The sequence below is a fragment of the Wenyingzhuangia fucanilytica genome, assembly GCF_001697185.1.
GTDB classification, from domain to species: domain Bacteria; phylum Bacteroidota; class Bacteroidia; order Flavobacteriales; family Flavobacteriaceae; genus Wenyingzhuangia; species Wenyingzhuangia fucanilytica.
The window spans coordinates 2,442,182-2,458,999 of record NZ_CP014224.1 but is presented as its reverse complement, the minus strand read 5'-3'; the positions used below and the strand labels follow the sequence as shown (position 1 = coordinate 2,458,999).

16 protein-coding genes are annotated in these 16,818 nt (G+C 30.6%); 9 read left to right on the top strand and 7 right to left on the bottom strand.

From position 1 onward, the window contains the following. Positions 1 to 37: 37 nt before the first annotated feature. Positions 38 to 856, bottom strand: coding sequence for a 3-methyl-2-oxobutanoate hydroxymethyltransferase (gene panB / locus AXE80_RS09920; RefSeq protein ID WP_068826835.1), 819 nt, complete (start codon positions 854 to 856; stop codon positions 38 to 40). A gap of 157 nt (positions 857 to 1,013) precedes the next feature. On the opposite strand from panB, the gene AXE80_RS09915 reads away from it, so the two are divergent. From AXE80_RS09915 to AXE80_RS09875, 9 genes are all read left to right on the top strand, one after another. Next, positions 1,014 to 1,583 carry a sigma-70 family RNA polymerase sigma factor gene (locus AXE80_RS09915; RefSeq protein ID WP_068826834.1) on the top strand — a complete coding sequence of 190 codons (570 nt, stop codon included), beginning with the start codon at positions 1,014 to 1,016 and terminating at the stop codon, positions 1,581 to 1,583. 8 nt (positions 1,584 to 1,591) lie between these two features. Next, on the top strand, positions 1,592 to 1,858 hold the full coding sequence (locus AXE80_RS09910; protein WP_068828835.1) for a hypothetical protein: 267 nt from the start codon (positions 1,592 to 1,594) through the stop codon (positions 1,856 to 1,858). Positions 1,859 to 1,861: 3 nt separating this feature from the next. Continuing rightward, positions 1,862 to 2,503: an O-methyltransferase gene (locus AXE80_RS09905; protein WP_068826833.1), complete on the top strand. Its 642-nt coding sequence runs from the start codon at positions 1,862 to 1,864 to the stop codon at positions 2,501 to 2,503. A gap of 215 nt (positions 2,504 to 2,718) precedes the next feature. Beyond that, on the top strand, positions 2,719 to 3,318 hold the full coding sequence (locus AXE80_RS09900; protein WP_068828833.1) for a DUF4956 domain-containing protein: 600 nt from the start codon (positions 2,719 to 2,721) through the stop codon (positions 3,316 to 3,318). Further along, positions 3,260 to 4,003 (top strand): DUF2490 domain-containing protein, encoded by a 744-nt coding sequence (locus AXE80_RS09895; protein ID WP_068826832.1) that lies wholly within the window; start codon positions 3,260 to 3,262, stop codon positions 4,001 to 4,003. The genes AXE80_RS09900 and AXE80_RS09895 overlap by 59 nt, the downstream gene beginning before the upstream one ends. Before the next feature lie 6 nt (positions 4,004 to 4,009). Continuing rightward, a complete protein-coding gene (locus AXE80_RS09890; RefSeq protein WP_068826830.1) occupies positions 4,010 to 5,380 on the top strand; it encodes a CotH kinase family protein in 1,371 nt (456 codons plus the stop codon). Positions 5,381 to 5,398: 18 nt separating this feature from the next. Further along, the gene (locus AXE80_RS09885) at positions 5,399 to 7,327 is read left to right on the top strand and encodes a leucine-rich repeat domain-containing protein (RefSeq protein WP_068826828.1); all 1,929 of its coding nucleotides are present in this window, start codon (positions 5,399 to 5,401) and stop codon (positions 7,325 to 7,327) included. A gap of 125 nt (positions 7,328 to 7,452) precedes the next feature. Further along, complete coding sequence (gene recJ, locus AXE80_RS09880; protein ID WP_068826826.1) at positions 7,453 to 9,165, top strand: single-stranded-DNA-specific exonuclease RecJ; 1,713 nt, start codon at positions 7,453 to 7,455, stop codon at positions 9,163 to 9,165. A 75-nt stretch (positions 9,166 to 9,240) separates the two neighbouring features. Further along, complete coding sequence (locus AXE80_RS09875; RefSeq protein ID WP_068826824.1) at positions 9,241 to 10,440, top strand: Pycsar system effector family protein; 1,200 nt, start codon at positions 9,241 to 9,243, stop codon at positions 10,438 to 10,440. On the opposite strand, the gene der is transcribed toward AXE80_RS09875, so the two are convergent. The 6 genes from der to AXE80_RS09845 form a co-directional block, all read right to left on the bottom strand. Further along, a complete protein-coding gene (gene der, locus AXE80_RS09870; RefSeq protein ID WP_068826822.1) occupies positions 10,427 to 11,746 on the bottom strand; it encodes a ribosome biogenesis GTPase Der in 1,320 nt (439 codons plus the stop codon). The two genes, AXE80_RS09875 and der, sit on opposite strands and share 14 nt — an antisense overlap. Before the next feature lie 94 nt (positions 11,747 to 11,840). Continuing rightward, positions 11,841 to 12,416, bottom strand: coding sequence for a Crp/Fnr family transcriptional regulator (locus tag AXE80_RS09865; RefSeq protein WP_068826820.1), 576 nt, complete (start codon positions 12,414 to 12,416; stop codon positions 11,841 to 11,843). Between the two features lie 225 nt (positions 12,417 to 12,641). Then, positions 12,642 to 13,223 carry a Crp/Fnr family transcriptional regulator gene (locus AXE80_RS09860; protein ID WP_068826818.1) on the bottom strand — a complete coding sequence of 194 codons (582 nt, stop codon included), beginning with the start codon at positions 13,221 to 13,223 and terminating at the stop codon, positions 12,642 to 12,644. A gap of 112 nt (positions 13,224 to 13,335) precedes the next feature. Then, a complete protein-coding gene (locus AXE80_RS09855; RefSeq protein WP_068826816.1) occupies positions 13,336 to 14,586 on the bottom strand; it encodes a glutamate-5-semialdehyde dehydrogenase in 1,251 nt (416 codons plus the stop codon). A 2-nt stretch (positions 14,587 to 14,588) separates the two neighbouring features. Beyond that, positions 14,589 to 15,668, bottom strand: a complete 1,080-nt coding sequence (gene proB / locus AXE80_RS09850) for a glutamate 5-kinase (RefSeq protein WP_068826815.1) — start codon at positions 15,666 to 15,668, stop codon at positions 14,589 to 14,591. 183 nt (positions 15,669 to 15,851) lie between these two features. Beyond that, the gene (locus AXE80_RS09845) at positions 15,852 to 16,787 is read right to left on the bottom strand and encodes an alpha/beta hydrolase (protein ID WP_068826813.1); all 936 of its coding nucleotides are present in this window, start codon (positions 16,785 to 16,787) and stop codon (positions 15,852 to 15,854) included. Between the last annotated feature and the right edge of the window lie 31 nt (positions 16,788 to 16,818).

Genomic DNA, 16,818 nt, shown 5'->3' with positions numbered 1-16,818 from the left:
ATCATCCAAATACACGACTTAACAAATCAACAACTAATTAATATTGTTCTTTCTCGTTAGGAAAATCTTTGGCTTTTACATCGGCGTTGTATTGGGTAAAAGCATTACTCATTTCATCGTATAAGTTGGCATATCTACGTAAAAACCTAGGGTGGAATTCGTGAGTCATTCCTAACATATCATGTACAACTAATACTTGTCCGTCTACATTTGGCCCAGCTCCAATTCCAATTACAGGAATACTTAAACTCTCGGCTACTTTTTTTGCTAATTTTGCAGGTATTTTTTCTAATACTAAAGCAAAACATCCTTTGGCTTCTAATAATTTAGCATCTGCTAATAGTTTTTCAGCTTCGGCTTCTTCTTTGGCACGAACAGTATAAGTTCCAAATTGATAAATAGATTGTGGCGTTAATCCTAAATGTCCCATAACAGGAATTCCTGCTTGTATAATTCTAGACAATGCGTTTTCAATTTCTATACCTCCTTCAACTTTTACGGCATGCGCACCAGATTCTTTCATAATTCTAATGGCAGAACGCAAAGCTTCTTTTGAGTCTGATTGATAACTACCAAAAGGAATATCAACAACAACTAAGCTACGGTCACTAGCTCTTACTACAGAACTTGCATGGTAAATCATTTGGTCTAAAGTAATAGGTAAGGTGGTTTCATGACCCGCCATTACGTTAGAGGCAGAGTCTCCAACTAATAAAACATCTACTCCTGCATTGTCAATAATTTTAGCCATGGTATAATCATAAGCTGTAAGCATGGAAATTTTTTCTCCATTGCGTTTCATTTCAATCAAGGAATTTGTAGTAACTCTTTTGTATTGTTTTTTAATTGCAGACATATCTTTTTAATATAAAAACGAACTGTAAAATTACTCTTTTTTAAGGAATTCGTGCAATTAATTAAGAAGAACTAAAACAAGTAAGTTGATGGCAAAAGTATAGAGTTTTACATATAAATATTTATATCTTTATCCTAGAGAAAACCTTTTAAGGATTATGTCAGAAACCAAAATACATACTTTAAACCCAGATAATTGGATTGATGCTTATGCAGATTACCTCTTTAATTATACAATTGCAAGGGTAAATGATGCCGAAAAAGCAAAAGATTTAGTTCAAGAAACTTTTTTTGCGGGTTTAAAGTCTATGAAAAATTTTGAAGGAAAAGCAAGCGAAAGAACTTGGTTGATTTCAATTTTAAAAAGAAAAATAATAGATCATTATAGAAAAATTAACTCTAATAAAGGAAAAGCAGAGGTTCGTATGAACTTTTATAGTGATGGAGAAAGAGAAGGAGATTGGATTGAAGAAAGAGTTCCTCAAGATTGGGGTGGAGATGCAGATTCAGATATAGAAACAGAAGAATTAGGGGAAGCTTTACAAGCCTGTATTGAAAAGTTACCAGAAAAATATAGAATAGTTTTTGAAATGAAAACTCTTAGGGGTTTTGATACTGATGATATTTGTAATGAGCTGGATATCACTCCGTCTAATCTTTGGGTTATCATTCATAGGGCTAGAACTCAGTTGAGAAAATGTATGGAAGATAATTGGTTTAAAAAGTAATTATGGTGATGGAAAAAATGAAAATTACATGTAAAGAAGCTACCACTATCTGTTCAAAAGCACAGTACGGAGAAGCTAGTTTTTTAGAGAAAATTAAATTAAATTTTCACTTTATGTACTGTAAGGTATGTAGAGTTTTTAGTAAACAAAATTCAAAATTATCTACCATGTGTGATATGGTAAAAAAGCAAAAAGAATTATCTAAATGTTGTTTGTCTGATGAAGATAAAGCAAGGTTAAAACAACAAATAAAGGAATTAGAAAATAAATTATAAAGAATGCATTTTTTACCAGATGAGATTGATGAATACGCAGTAAACCATTCTCAACCAGAACCAGAACTTTTAGAAGCCCTTAATACCGAAACATGGCAAACCGTTTTAAATCCACGAATGCTAAGTGGAAATTTTCAAGGTAGACTTTTAGCCATGATAGCCAAACTTATCAACCCTAAAAATATTTTAGAAATAGGAACTTATACGGGCTATTCGGCCCTTTGTATGTGCGAAGGAATGCAAGATAACGGAAGTTTACATACCATAGATAAAAATGAAGAGTTGTATGATTTACAACGTAAGTATTTTGATTTATCTAAATATGGAACACAAATTCATCAACACGTAGGGAATGCCATGGACATAATTCCTACTATAGATGAAAAATTTGATTTGGTTTTTATTGATGCAGATAAAGCAAATTATTCAAATTATTTTGATTTAATTATAGATAAAATGAATCCCGGAGGAGTGATTTTATCCGATAATGTTTTGTGGAGTGGGAAAGTAGTTGAAAAAGTTGATCCTAAGGATATAGATACAAATGCTTTGGTTGTTTATAATAAAAAAGTGAATGAAGACCTTAGGGTAGAAACCGTTTTATTGCCTATTAGAGATGGGTTAACCATTACCAGAGTAAAATAATATTTATTCATAAAATACTTAATACGAAAAAGATGCCTCTGTTTAGAAGCATCTTTTCTTGTTTTAAATGGTATAAAGACTAATTTCTAAAAAAAATGTAAATGAGTTTTCTTGATATTTGTTAAACTATTGGCTTTTAGCCTTAATTTTGTGTTTTATTTTTAGCATTTTTGCAAATTAAATTAAGGTACACATTTGTGTGATAAAAAATGAATATGGAAATATACAACATACCTATTTTTGATGATGATTTTTACAAAATGCTTTTTAAGTTTTGTATTAATATTGGGTTTTTAACAATCATAATCAGAGGACTTTATTATAAAAAAGCAAGGAATAAGGAGTACTTTTTTACCTATTATATGATTAGTGTAATAGTGTTCTTTTTGTGTTTTACCCTTAAAAAGTTTGAACTTGATTTAGGAATGGCTCTAGGGCTTTTTGCCATTTTTGGGATTATACGATACCGAACAAATTCTATTGATATAAAAGAAATGACCTATTTGTTTGTGGTCATAGGTGTTTCAGTTATTAACGCATTGGCTAATAAAAAAATGAGCTATATAGAATTGATAACAGCTAATGTGTTAATTATTATAGTACTATGGTTAACAGAATGGTTTTGGAGTTTAAAACATCAAATGTCAAGAAAAATTGTATACGAAGTTTTGGACAATATAAAACCGGAGAATTATGAAATCTTAAAGCAAGATTTAGAAGAAAAAACAGGTTTAAGTATAGAGAAAATCAAAATTCATGAAGTTAATTTTAAAAGGAAATTTGCCAATATTACTATATTTTATCAAAACAAGTAAGGCAATCCTTAATAAGTTTTTTTTAATAGGAATTCTTTTATTGTCTGTGTCAACTTACGGACAAGATACTATTGTTACTAGAGATTTAGAAACATGGTCTAGTATAAATTTAAAATATAAGATCAATAAAAAATGGGCGGTTACTTTAGAAGGTCAGTTAAGACTTGAAAATAATAGTTCAGAAGTAAGTCAGTATTTTGGTCAATTAGATTTAGAGTATAGTTTAACTAAACGATTTGAGTTAACTGGTGCGTTACGATATATAAAGAATAACGATAATACTGGAAAAATTCAGGGTTATGAAGATCATTTTAGATATCATATAGACGGAACATATAAGCAAAAAATCAATCAGGTTGATTTAAAATATAGGGTCCGTTATCAGAATAGAAATGAACTAAAAATAGATGATGAATTTAAACAAATTGTTCGTTTTAAAGTAGATGCTGTTTACAATATAAAAAAATGGAAGTTAGATCCTGAATTGTCTGGAGAATTGTTTCGTTCCGTAGGATCCGCATCAGAAAATCAATTAGAAAGTTATAGAATTACTCTAGGAACCACATTTAAAGTACATAAATCTGCTAAAATGAAACTCTTTTATAGGTTCGACAAAGAGTTAAATGTAACCTACCCTAGAGCAGTGAATATTATTGGGGTAAAATATACTTACAGTTTAAAATAAACTATTATGAATATAAAAATTAAAAATACTCAGCCAGTATTATTGGTTTTAATCATAGCGTTTTTAGTGGTTTCTTGTAGAGAGGTTGAGGTGGTTCCTAATAAAGATATCCAGGAATGGACTTTGGCCACACACACAGATGTAGAAGGTGTTCATTATAACGTAGTTTTTCCTCAAAATAAGGTAAATAGATTAGATATTGTTTTTTCTGCCGAGGAGTATAAAAGTATGAGGTCTAATTTAGCAAGTTTAATTACAGCAGCTTCTGGACCCAATAGTTTTTCTGATGACAAACCTGTTTACACTCCTTGCGATTTATATTTTAATAAGCAACAATGGTATCATGTAGGTGTTAGATATAAAGGAAATTCAAGTTTGTTTGGAGCATACAATAACGGAAATGGAAAATTGCCTTTAAGATTTAAATTTGATGAGTTTGAGGATGAGTATCCGGAAATTAACAATCAAAGATTTTATGGTTTTCAAGATCTTTCTTTAGGAAGTAATTACAATGATGCTTCTTATCTAAGAGAAAAAGTAGCTACTGAATTATTTAGAGATTTTGGAGTGCCAGCAGTGAAAACTGCTTTTTATGAAGTTTATGTAGATGAGGGTTCTGGAATTCCTGTTTATTACGGTTTATATACGTTAGATGAAGTCGTTTTTGATACCATGTTATCTTCTGTTTTTGGGAGTAATACCGGAAACTGTTATAAGCCTGAAGGAAGAGGGTCAATGTTTTCTGCTAACGAATTTAATTTAGAAGATTTTGAGAAAAAAACAAATGAAGAATTAGCCGATTGGTCTGATATTCAGGAATTATACGCCATACTACATTCTCCTTTAAGAACTACTGATGTTGAAACTTGGAAAGCCAATTTAGAAAGTGTTTTTGATGTTCAAGGATTTTTAAAGTATTTGGCTGTAAATAATACCATCCAAAATTGGGATTCTTATGGTAATATGAGACATAATTATTTCTTGTATCACGACCCTGCTGATAGCCTTATCAAATGGATTGTTTGGGATAATAACGAAGCTTTTTTAAGTGGTTCTGCACAATTACAAGCTTTGTCGTTGGAAATGACAGAAGTTTCAGATGATTGGGCATTAATCACTTTTTTAATGGGAGTGGCCTCTTATGAACAAGATTATAAAACATATTTAAAAGATTTTGTAGATAATTATTACAACCCAAGTATAATGGAAACAAAATTTGATAATTATTATAATTTAATTTTATCAAGTGTTACATCAGAAAGTCCAGAATACACAAGTTTGTATGATGGTTCCGAAGATTTTGAAACAGCTATAGAAACCATGAAAACTTTTTGTGTTTCTAGAAACGAAGCGGTAACATCTTATTTAGCTAATTAAAACTAAAGGAGGAGGATTATGAAAAGCAAACTACTTTTAGTGCTGAGTTTATTGTTAAATGTTTATTTAACAAAAGCTCAAACATTTACAGATAACAATATTCAATACAATATTGTAAATAATAATGAGGTTGAAATTCTAGACTACTTAGGAAGTGATACCTCAATTGATATTCCCAGTTCAGTTGAATATAACAGCACTACCTATCCAGTTACAAAAATTAAGAATGGAGCTTTTTATCAAAATTCTTTAATAAATGTTAGCATTCCTAGTTCTGTGTTAATTATAGAGCCAGGAGCTTTTTCAAGTAATCAATTAACCACATTAACTATTGCGAATGGAGTTGAAAGTATTGGTTCTGATGCTTTTTCTAATAATTCTTTAACCAATATAACATTGCCCAATAGTGTTACTTTTATTGGGAACTCGGCTTTTGCAAATAATTCATTAACACACATAAGCATTCCGAACAATGTAACAGATATTGGTAAATATGCTTTTATCAGTAATTCTTTAGAAACTATTTCTTTAGGAGATAATTTAGAAAATATAGGAGAAGCCGCATTTAATAACAACTCCATCACACAAGTAGTGATTCCTAACAAGGTTATCAATATAGAAAAAAATGCATTTTCTAGTAATGCTATAGAAAATGTAAGTATAGGTTCTAGCGTAACAAGTTTGGGAGATGGTGTTTTTTTATACAATGCTATTACTAGTGTAAATTCATTAAGTATAAATCCTGCAAGCTTACCATCTAATACTTTTGATAATAATTTTGATATAGATTTAACAATTCCTAACAATACTTTAGAAGCATATACTAATGCAGGATGGACGAGTTTTAAAACTGTTAATGGTGAATTCATAGCTTTAGAATCATTTACAATAGATGAAATTGAATATGCTGTTAAAAATGTTGCTGAAGGATATGTTGAAATAGAAAACTACCATGGTAGTAGTACAGCTGTTGTTATTCCAAATGAAATTACTTATAAAGGAAAAACCTATACTGTAACAGAAATAGGAACTTCAGCTTTTAAGAACAAAAATCTATCTAGTGTAACTTTTCCAAATACTTTAAATTTAATAGGTTATGATTCTTTTTCTGGAAACAATTTAACCACTGTAACTATACCAAATGAAGTTTATACTATTGATTCTTATGCTTTTAAAGGGAATAGCTTAATTAATATATCACTTTCGGATAAAGTTAATTATATAGGGAATGAAGCCTTTTCTAACAATGTTTTAACAAGTGTTGTAATTCCTAATAACGTAAAAATTATTGCCAACGCAGCTTTTTATAACAACAGTATAAATAGTTTAACAATTGGTGATGCCGTAGAAACTATTGGTTCCTACGCTTTTAATAATAACAAGTTAACAAGTGTTACCATTCCAAATAAAGTAACTACCATTTCTAATCTTGCTTTTTACGATAATAAAATAGAAACTTTAATTATTGGCCATGCTGTAAAAACCATAGGTATTTCTGCTTTTGGTAATAATAAAATAACTCGTGTTACTTTTCCAGAAAATGTAAAAAGTATTGACTATTTGGCTTTTCATAATAATCCAATCACAGAAGTAGTGTCAGAAAAGACTCAACCTTTTGAGTATAATGATTTGTTTTCTAATAAAAGTGATATCAACTTAAGCATACCAGAGAATACTTTTTATGCCTACAACCATGCTTATTGGGAGGGCTTTAAAAGCGTTAAAGATGGAGATGATTTAATAGAAACTACAGGTAACCAAATACCAGGTTTAATATTAGGTTATCACTCGGGAACAGTAACTAATAATTTAGAAGATTATGTTTCTTTAGCAATTTATAATACAAAAGGACAACAAATTCCAAATCAAAACTTAGATGGAGTTTATATTGTAATTGCTGATGATCATTTAGGAAATAAAGTTTTTGTAAAAATGTATGTTAAGTAATCCCTGTTGATTATTAGCTTTTCCTACTTTATAAAAACTGTTAAATAATTTTCTAATCAATGTTATTCAAATGCACTGTTTTCTATTAAGTTTGTTATATTTCTGTAAATTGAAACTTAAAAGCTATGCGTTGGATTTCCAAACCTTTACCTAATAATGATGTTGTAAATTCTTTGTCTAAATCTTTGGGAATAGATAGAGTGTTGGCTCAGTTATTGGCTTTAAGAGGAATCAATACATTTGATGAAGCCAAAAGTTTTTTTAGACCAAACTTAGCGGAGTTACACAATCCTTTTTTAATGAAAGGAATGGAACAGGCTGTACAAAGAATTTTTACTGCCATAGAAAATAACGAGAATATAATGGTCTATGGCGATTATGATGTAGATGGAACTACAGCTGTAGCTTTAATGTCTACGTATCTACTTACGCTATATCCTAATGTGGTAACTTATATTCCTGATAGATATGCAGAAGGATATGGAATTTCTTATCAAGGAATTGATTTTGCTGATGATAACGAAATTACTTTAATTATTGCTTTAGACTGTGGAATTAAAGCCATTGATAAAGTAGCTTATGCAAAAGAAAAAAACATAGATTTTATTATTTGTGATCACCACAGACCAGGAGATACTGTTCCTGATGCCGTAGCGGTATTAGACCCTAAGCAAGTAGATTGCCATTACCCTTATGATGAATTGTCTGGTTGTGGAGTTGGATTTAAATTAATTCAAGCCATTGCAGAAACATTAGAACATCCTTTTGAAACGTTAATACCGTATTTAGATTTGTTAGCAGTGAGTATTGCTGCAGATATTGTTCCTATGGATGGTGAAAATAGAATTTTAGCCTATCATGGATTAAAATTAATCAATTCAAATCCAAGACCAGGAATTAAAGCTATTTTAGAGCAAGTACAAAAAACAGAATTAACCATTACAGATGTAGTGTTTATAATTGCTCCAAGAATTAATGCTGCGGGTAGAATGAAACAAGGGATTCATGCCGTAGAGTTGTTAACAGAACAAAACATATCTCTAGCAAAAAAGTTTGCTAGTGAAATTGACCAATATAATGCTGATAGAAAAGAATTAGATAAAAAAATAACCGATGAAGCTTTACAACAAATTAGAGAAAATAATGAAGAGCAAAACAGCACGAGTGTTGTTTTTTGTGAAACTTGGCATAAAGGTGTTATTGGTATTGTGGCTTCAAGACTCATAGAGAATTACTACAGACCAACTTTGGTATTTACCAAAAGTGGAGATAAACTGGCAGCATCGGCACGTTCGGTTAAAGGTTTTGATGTGTATAATGCTTTAGAGGCTTGCGCAGAGCATATAGAACAATTTGGAGGTCATAAATATGCTGCAGGTTTAACATTGTTACCAGAAAATTACCATGCTTTTAAAAATGCTTTTGAAAAAGTAGTTAAAGAAACCTTAACAGAAGAACAAAAAACACCAGAAATCTCTATAGATGCTGAGGTAGATTTATCATACCTAACCCCAAAATTTTATAGAATATTATCACAATTTGCTCCATTTGGTCCTGCCAATATGAAACCTGTTTTTAAAGCCACTGCATTAAGAGACAATGGTTATGGTAAACGTATAGGTAAAGTAGAGCATGAAGATGATTTGCCAGAACATTTGCGTTTAAATATTATTTATGGAGCCGATGATAAAACTTATAATGCTATAGGTTTTGGTATGGGACATCAGTTAGATGAAATTCAACAGGCCGAAACTTTTGAAGCTGCTTTTACTTTAGAAGAAAATAATTGGAATGGTTTTACTTCATTACAATTAATGCTAAAAGATGTAAAGTGTTGATTTGTTTACAATAACATCACATAGTATCGTGTTTTTTTAAGTATCTTTTTGGAAAATTTACACAAAATATACTTAATGAAATCATCACTTGTTGAAATTACCGAACAATATGTTGTAAGTTATTTAAAGAAAAAACTTCCTGCTGGAGCCATTTATCACAGTATAGATCATACCCAAGAAGTTGTTGGAGCTGTAAAAACACTTTGTAAAGAGGAGAATATTTCTGATGAAGATACAGAGTCTGTATTAATCGCAGCTTGGTTTCATGATGTAGGTTTTGTAGAGGGAACCGAAAACCATAAAGAGTATAGTGTTTCCGAAGCCTTAGAATTTTTAAAAGACCAAGAGTTGCCTATGGATAAACTCGAGGTAATTCTTTCTTGTATAAGAGCAACAAGTAGACCTGTAAACCCTCAAAACATTCTAGAGCAAATTTTATGTGATGCAAATCTTTTTTATTTAGCCACCACTAATTTTGAAAAAAATGGAAAGTTACTTAGGGCAGAGTGGGAGTTTTTGCATAATAAGATTTTAACAGATGTAGAGTGGTATCAATGTAATGCAGATTTTTTAAAAGAGCACAGATATTTTACCAATTTTGCTTTTAAGAGTTGGGATGGTATGAAAGCAAGTAATGTTGCTTTAACTGAAAAAAAATTAAAAAATGCAATTCAAAAAGCCCAAGAAAAAACAAAAAAGAAGCAATATTTAGAAAAACAAAATAGGGTTAAAGAAGCAGAAAATACAAGGGATGTAGAGATAGCTTATAATATTACCGTAAAAAATCATTTAAAGATAAATGACCATGCAGATGTTAAAATATACATACTAATGATGATCAGTAGTGTAGTTTTAATAATTGTGTTAACTCACTTATTACCACAAATATTATTAGGAAAACATGGTTTGATGATTCCTAGTTTAGCGATGTTATTCACTTCTTTGTTTACTTTAATAGGGACTGTAATTGCAATATTTCCGTTTAAAACTAAAGGTGTGTTTACTAAAGAAGAAATAGAAGAAAAGTCTAAAAATATACTCTATTATGGTAATTACCATAAAATGTCTTTTGAGAGTTTTGAAGAAGGGATGAGTGTATTGGTAAAAGACAAAGATTGTTTATACAGTTCTTTAAATAAAGACTTGTACTTTTTAGGAAAAGAATTAGCTAGAAAACAAAAAAAGCTAAGGCAGACATATCTCTTTTTTATAATTGGGATAATAGTGTCTTCCTTAGCTTTTTTAATAAAATGTGTTGACTTTATTTTTGCCTAAAGTATATAGTAATTGGCACTCCTTTAAAGTCGTATATTTCTCTCATCTTATTTTCAAGGAAACGTTTGTATGGTTCTCTTACGTATTGAGGTAAGTTAGCAAAAAATGCAAATTGAGGCGTTGGTGTTGGCAACTGCATACAATATTTAATCTTGATGTATTTTCCTTTTACTGCTGGTGGAGGGTAATTTTGAATTAACTCCAACATGGTTTCGTTTAACTTACTTGTAGGTATTTTATTACTTCTACTTTTGTGAACTTCTACAGCAGTTTCTAAAGCTTTTAATAAACGTTGTTTGGTAATAGTTGAGGTAAATACAATAGGAACATCAGTAAATGGAGCAATTTCTTTACGAATCATTTCCTCACATTTTTTCATGGTGTTAGTTTCTTTGTCTAACAAATCCCATTTATTTACAAGAATTACAATTCCTTTACGGTTTTTTTGAGCCAACCAAAAAATGTTTTGGTCCTGACCTTCAAAACCACGAGTGGCATCTACCATTAAAATAGCAACATCACAATATTCAATTGCTCTTACTGCTCTCATTACAGAATAGAATTCAATATCTTCTTTTACTTTTGATTTTTTACGAATACCAGCAGTATCTACCAGTTTAAAATCAAATCCAAATTTATTGTATACAGTATCAATGGTGTCTCTTGTTGTTCCAGCAATATCAGTTACAATATTTCGGTCTTTTCCAATTAACGCATTAATGAATGATGATTTACCAGCATTAGGTCTTCCTACTACTGCAAACCTTGGTAATTCATCACCAGGGTTGATGTCTGTGCTTTCAGTATCAACTTCGGGCATTTCAGATACCATGGCATCTAATAATTCACCAGTACCACTACCATTTATAGAAGAGATGGTGTAAAATTCACCTAAACCTAAGTTGTAGAATTCATATGCATCAGCTTCACGCATCGCATTGTCTACTTTGTTAATGGCAACGTAAACAGGTTTTTTAGTTTTTCTTAATAATATAGCTACTGTTTCATCTAAAGGTGTAATTCCAGAAGTTACATCAACCACAAAAACAATAATATCACACTCGTCTAAAGCTAATATAACTTGCTTTCTGATTTCTTCTTCAAAAACATCATCAGATCCTTCAACGTATCCTCCGGTATCGATTAAAGAAAATTCTTTTCCATTCCAATCACTTTTACCATAGTGCCTATCTCTAGTAACACCACTAACGTCATCAACAATAGCTTCTCTACGCTGAATCAATCTATTAAATAACGTAGATTTCCCTACATTTGGTCTTCCTACTATGGCTACAATACTATTCATGAAATGTAAATTTTGTGCAAAGATACGTAAAATGAATGGTTATAAAATCAAAGCAAATAATGAAAGCGATAAAATTAAATTTTATCGCTTTTAATTATTGAAATTTCTTTTTTACTCTACTTAAAGACTCTGGTTTTACACCCAAATAACTCGCAATGTGATAAAGAGGAATTCTCTTTAAAACTTGAGGTTTGTTTTTTAGAATATCAAGGTATAATTCTTCAATAGTCAATGTTTTTTTAAGTTCTTCTTTTTCTAAAAGATTGGCATAACTTTTTAAATAAAAGTTAAAGGTTGCTCTTGTAAATACTGGACATTTTTCTAGAATAATATCTAAGGCTTCTTTTGTTATTTCTATAATATCGGTTTCCTCAAGAGCTTGTACACTTGTTTTAGAAGGTAAGTTATTCATTACTTGATGGTATTCTCCTACCCACCAGTCTTCAAATGCAAAAAAACGATTAAACTCTTTTTTTTGACTGTCTGTAATAAATACTCTTAAAGATCCTTTTAAAATATAAGCGACTGAGGTATTAGTGTCTCCTGTTTTATAAAAAAACTCTTTTTTCTTTAATGTTCTTGATTGAAGCAATTCTGAAATAATGTTAAATTCATTATCTGGAATGATGACGCCTCGTTTCTTGTAGTACTCTTTTATTTTATAAAGCATTACTCAAATGATTTAGGGTGGTTTTATTATTGTAATATCTTTCATAGCTCAGAATATATAAATACTTTTTAGTCTTTATATGTGAATACAAAAATAAAGCCGTTTTACAACTTTGTTAACTTTTCTTTAATAGATTAACAAAATTACATTAAAAAAGGGTAATATTATAAAGAATCCTTTTTTGAAGGATAAAAAAAATGAAATATGCAAAGATTTGATTATAGGCTACTTAATCAAGCTCATTTGTTTTCTAATCCTACTTAACGATTCTGGTTTGATGTTTAAATAAGAAGCAATGTGGAATAAAGGGATTCTTTTGTCGATTCCTGAATGAAGTTTTAAAAGAGATTCATAGTTTTCTTGTGCAGTTAAACTTCTTTTTTGTTTTTCTTTTTTAGCAAGAGAATATTTTTCTGCTGCAGAAATTTCTTGTAAAACTTTTGTAGAAATAGGACACTTTTCCATTAAAACATTACAGTCTTCTTTGGTAAAAGTTAGCAGTTCGGTTTTTTCTATGGCTTGAACACTACAAAGGGCAGGTTTGTCATGCAATAATTCATACAAATCAACCATCCACCAATTTTCGTAGGCAAATCTCCTTATATAATCTATTCCTTTGGCATCTGTGTAGTATTCTCTTAGAATACCAGAAATAACAAAAGCTCCGTGTCTGGGAATTTTATCTTCAATATTTAAATACTCTCCTTTAAAAAGCGTCATAGGTTTTACCAAGCTCATCAAAATATCAGCTTCAGCTTTTGGTATTTCATGAGTTTTTGATAAAAAATCTACAATTCTCTTAGGCATTTTAAGTTCAGTTTTTAAATAAAAAAAGAATAGCTACCTCCGTTTTTAGAAGGTAACTATTCAAATATACTGATTTTATGCTTGTATAAAAAATTATATTTTTTTAGAAGTACTAAGATCTAGTTTGTCCGTTTCCTTTAATTACCCACTTGTAAGAGGTAATTTCATCTAAGGCCATAGGTCCTCTAGCGTGTAATTTTTGTGTACTAATTCCTATTTCTGCTCCTAAACCAAATTGAGCTCCATCTGTGTATGCAGTTGAGGCGTTAGCATATACAGCGGCAGCATCTACTACGTTTAAGTATTTGGTAATTGTTTCTGCATTTTCAGAAATAATTGCCTCACTGTGTTTAGAACTATATTCAGCAATATGATTTAAAGCTTCATCAATGTTTTCTACTGTTTTAATAGACATTGTATTGGCTAAAAATTCAGTACCAAAGTGATCTTTGTCTGCTTTGTTTAATAAATCTTTTGGATAATTTGTTAATTGTGCAAAAGACTTTTCATCAGCATAAATAGTGGTTCCTTTTTCTGCTAACTCAGTTGATAATTTATTTAAATTACTTAATTGAGATTCGTGAATTAACAAACAATCTAAAGCGTTACAAACACTAACTCTTCTTGTTTTAGCATTGGCAATAATTGCAGCTCCTTTAGCAACATCACCATCCTTATCAAAATAGATATGTACAATTCCCGCACCTGTTTCTATAACAGGAACTTTGGCATTTTCACGAACGTAATTAATTAATCCTTGACTTCCTCTAGGAATAATAACATCAACGTATTTTACAGCATTTAACATTTCTGTAGTTGCACTTCTATCTGCAGGTAAAAGTGTTACAACATCAGTATTAATATTGTGGCTCTTTAATACTTCTTTAATAATGTTTACAATAGCAATATTAGAAAACTCAGCATCGCTACCACCTTTTAAAATACATGCGTTTTGAGTTTTAAAACAAATAGCAAATACGTCAAAAGAAACATTAGGTCTAGCTTCATAAATTACTCCAATAACACCAATAGGTACTTTTATTCTAGAAATATCTAAACCATTATCCAATACTTTGTTTTCAATCAATTTTCCGATTGGACTTTCTAAATTGGCTACATTTTTAATATCTCCTGCAATACCTGCAATTCTTTCAGCATTTAATAATAAGCGATCGTATTTTGGGTCGTTTTTATCCATACGATCCAAATCTTTTTGATTTGCTTCTAAAATAGCATCAGTATTAGCAATTGCTTTGTCTGCAATTTCTACCAATATGCTGTTAATTTCTTCTGTAGATATTTCAATTAATGCTCTACTTGCGTTTCTAGCGTTTTGAAATGTTTTTTCTAATTTAAATTCCATTCTTACTTTATTGTTAAGTAATTATAGTGCACTAACGCAGGCTGGTTGTGTTTTTTTTGAAACACATTAGCTTTCTCTGCACCATAAGATGCCTTTCCATAACCTACTTCATTACCATTGCAATCAATAATAGTAATGATGTCACCTTTTTTAAAATCACCTTCTAATTTTTCAATACCAACAGGCAACAAACTATTTGCTTGATTGCTTAAAAGTGCTTGATGAGCACCTTGGTTAATATAAACTTTTCCTTTAGAAAAAGTTCCTGAATTGGTGATCCATTTTTTTACTGCCGATTTGTTTTTATCGTGACGAGCTTTAAAAAACGTTCCTGTTTCTCTGTTTAAGAGTTGGGCAGTAATGTTGGGGACAGTACCATTTCCAATAGATACATTTACACCCAAAGCAGCAATTTTGATTGCAGTATTGGCTTTGGTTAACATTCCCCCACGTCCAAATTCTGATTTTTCTTCGCTAATAGCATCTTCTAAATTGATTTCTTCGTTGTCAAAATCTCTAATTAGTTTTGCATTAGGTTTTGTAGGGTGGTCTGTAAAAATTCCATCTACATTACTTAAAATCAGTAATTCATCAGCTTGTACCATACTAGCAACCAAACCAGATAATTCATCATTATCAGTAAACATTAATTCTGTAACAGAAACCACATCATTTTCGTTAATAATTGGGGTGATGTTACACTTTAGTAATGCTTCAATACAATTGGTCATGTTTAAATAATGTTCTCTTGTACTAAAGGACTCTTTAGTAATTAATACCTGAGAACAAACCAATTGATGATTGGTAAAGAAACTGTTGTATAGGTTCATTAAGGCAATTTGACCTACCGAGGCCAAAACTTGTCTTTTACTTACCGCATCTAACGATGATGGTAAGTTAACTTGAGACCTACCTGCTGCAACAGCTCCAGAGGAAACCAAAATTACTTGATGTCCTTGTTTCTTTAATAATGCTACTTGTTCCACAAGATGTTCTATACGATCTTTATTAGGAGCACCTGATGAAAGTGTAAGAACATTGGAACCTATTTTAATTAAAATCTTCTTAGATATAACATTCATGGTGGTTATTGCTTCTAATAATGAAAAAACAAATATGGTGTTACAAAAGTCGTGATTTTTTAAGGAATGTACAAGCGCTATCCATATGCATTGGTGCTCATTTGATAAATCTTATCAAATAAAAAATCTTTAAAAAGCTTAAAGAATTTTTGTTAAATATTTAGGATGAGTTTTTAATTAAATTTAAGGAAGTAAGTGGTTGATGTCAAGCCAGTTTTTAAGTGTATGAGTCCAGTTAACATTTGTACCTTTTTTACCTAATCCAAAACCGTGTCCACCATTTTCATATAGGTGCATTTCGGCTCTAACTTTGTATTCTTTTAGTTTTAAATAATAGTTGATGCTATTTTCTACTGGTACTACAAGATCATCAGTAGCGTGTACAAGAAAAGTAGGTGGTGTGTTGGCATCAATTTGTTTTTCGTTAGAGTATTTTTTTATCAAATCAATAGATGCGTTTTTACCTAAAAGATTCGTTCTTGATCCTTTATGAGTAATACCATCTTCCATAGAAATTACAGGATAGATTAGAATAGAAAAATTTGGTTTTGCATTGGTTTCATCTGATTGATAAACTTTATCATTATAATGTGTAGATAAAGTAGAGGCTAGGTGTCCACCAGCAGAGAAGCCCATAATTCCAATTTTATTTGGATTGATGTTCCATATTTTGGCATTTCTTCGCACTGTTCTAATGGCTTCTTGAGCATCTTGTAATGGTCCGATGGTTTTGTTGTCCATAATAAGATCTGTGGGTAATCTGTACTTTAACACAAAGGCGGAAACACCAATGGAGTTAAAATATTTGGCGATATCAATTCCTTCTTTATCAATAGCTAAAACAGAATAAGCACCACCAGGACAAATAATTACAGCTGTATTGTTACTAGAACTGTTATTAACTAAATAGGGTGTAATGCTAGGATTTGTTACTTTTTTTATACCGGTTCTATTTCCGTTTTTATCTAACCTAGGTTCTTCTTTATAGTCTTTGTTATGTTTTGCTCCAGGAACTGTATCCCATAGAGGAATTTGATTTTCTTGAGAAAATGTATTTGATGATATTCCAATACTAAAAGCTAACCCCAAAATTAATATCTTATTAAAACTTTTTTTCATAAAATTGCTGGTAATTATCTAAATGCCCTTC